This window comes from Bacteroides sp. AM41-16 (genome assembly GCF_003603495.1).
GTDB lineage: Bacteria > Bacteroidota > Bacteroidia > Bacteroidales > Bacteroidaceae > Bacteroides > Bacteroides uniformis.
Genome location: NZ_QTNE01000052.1, coordinates 1 through 1,382 on the forward strand (window position 1 = coordinate 1; position 1,382 = coordinate 1,382).

A 1,382-nucleotide genomic window follows, 5' to 3' on the forward strand; every position below is an offset into this window, starting at 1 on the left:
CAATACTCTGTTAATTCTTATGTAATCGATTGAAAATGAGAGAGTTAATTAACGTAATATAACTAATAAAATTTGGTTAAGTGGCTGATTATCAGTAACTTTATAGTTCTCTAAGCTCAAAGTTATATGACATCAGAACCACTCAACCAATATACGGAAATATGCAGAGATGCTATCAAAAGTTCATCTGCAAAGTTAAGCAAAACTTTCGAGAGTCTACTCTTGGAAATACTTTTATTGTACATGACGATACAAAGAAAGATAAATTTCACTCAAATGGAGCGTTACGGCACCCATTGTGAGCAGACCTACAGAACGAACTTCAACCGTGGTCGTGCTAAATGCATAGACTGGGTGAAGTTCAACCTTGCCCTATGCCGACGTTACTTGAATATGGATGGTCTATTGGCTATAGCCATCGATCCGAGCTACATCAGCAAGTCGGGTAAGAAGACTCCGCATATCGGTACTTTCTGGTCCGGTTGTGCAAGTTCCATGAAGCATGGGCTTGAAATCATGGGGCTTGCACTTGTCGATGTCCATGCCAACAGTTGCATGATGCTGCGCGCCCATCAGACTCCATCTACTGGAGAATTGAAAATGCGTAACATGACTCTCGTGCAACATTACATAGCGGTCATCAAGCGTTATAAGAAGGATTTGTTGAAGGTCACCGATATTGTTGTCGCTGACGCTTTCTTCTCTATCCGTCCGTTTGTGGACGGAATCAAAGAGTGCGGTTTCCATCTTGTCAGCCGCTTCAGGGATACTGCGAGCCTATATTATGTGTATACGGGACCTCGTTCCAATAAGCCTGGACGTCCCAAGACACTTGACGGAAAAATCAACTACAAGAAACTTGACCTCACACGTATGGCAGAGTTGCATATTGAAGGACTTGAAGGCACAGCCTACACACTCATAGCCTATTCAAAGGCATTGAAGCAGAAAGTGCGCCTTGTCATTTGGGTTATGCCGAACGGAAAACACAAGCTTTTCTTCTCAACAAAGACATCCATGTCGGGTGAGGAAGTGTTGCGCACATACCGCTCAAGATTCCAAATAGAGTTTTGTTTTCGCGATGCAAAGCAATATACTGGTCTTACGCATTGCCAAGCAAGACACAAGAACCAGTTGGACTTTTCCTATAATGCATCATTCGCATCACAGAATGTTGCGAAAGTGATGATGAAGGAAAATGAATTGCCGTATTCCATGGCTTCTTTCAAGGAGATTATGGCAAGCACATACATCGCTAAATTAATTTTCAACAAGTGTCGGAGAATACCGAACCGAAAGTTAATTAGTCATACTATCAAAGAACTCTTTGGCTGGCAACGTAAAGCTGCTTAGCCATTATCTCAAATTTTAACGAACTATTG

The 1,382-nt window shown here is 41.9% G+C and carries 1 protein-coding gene; it reads left to right on the forward strand.

The features are described 5' to 3' along the window. The first annotated feature begins 243 nt into the window (after positions 1-243). Positions 244-1,353, forward strand: coding sequence for a transposase (locus tag DW896_RS21315; RefSeq protein WP_237474194.1), 1,110 nt, complete (start codon positions 244-246; stop codon positions 1,351-1,353). Positions 1,354-1,382: the final 29 nt, after the last annotated feature.

Bases quoted from the DNA above. Each gene is read 5' to 3' on its own strand.
- DW896_RS21315 (WP_237474194.1), top strand. From the start codon at position 244: ATGACGATACAAAGAAAGATAAATTTCACTCAAATGGAGCGTTACGGC.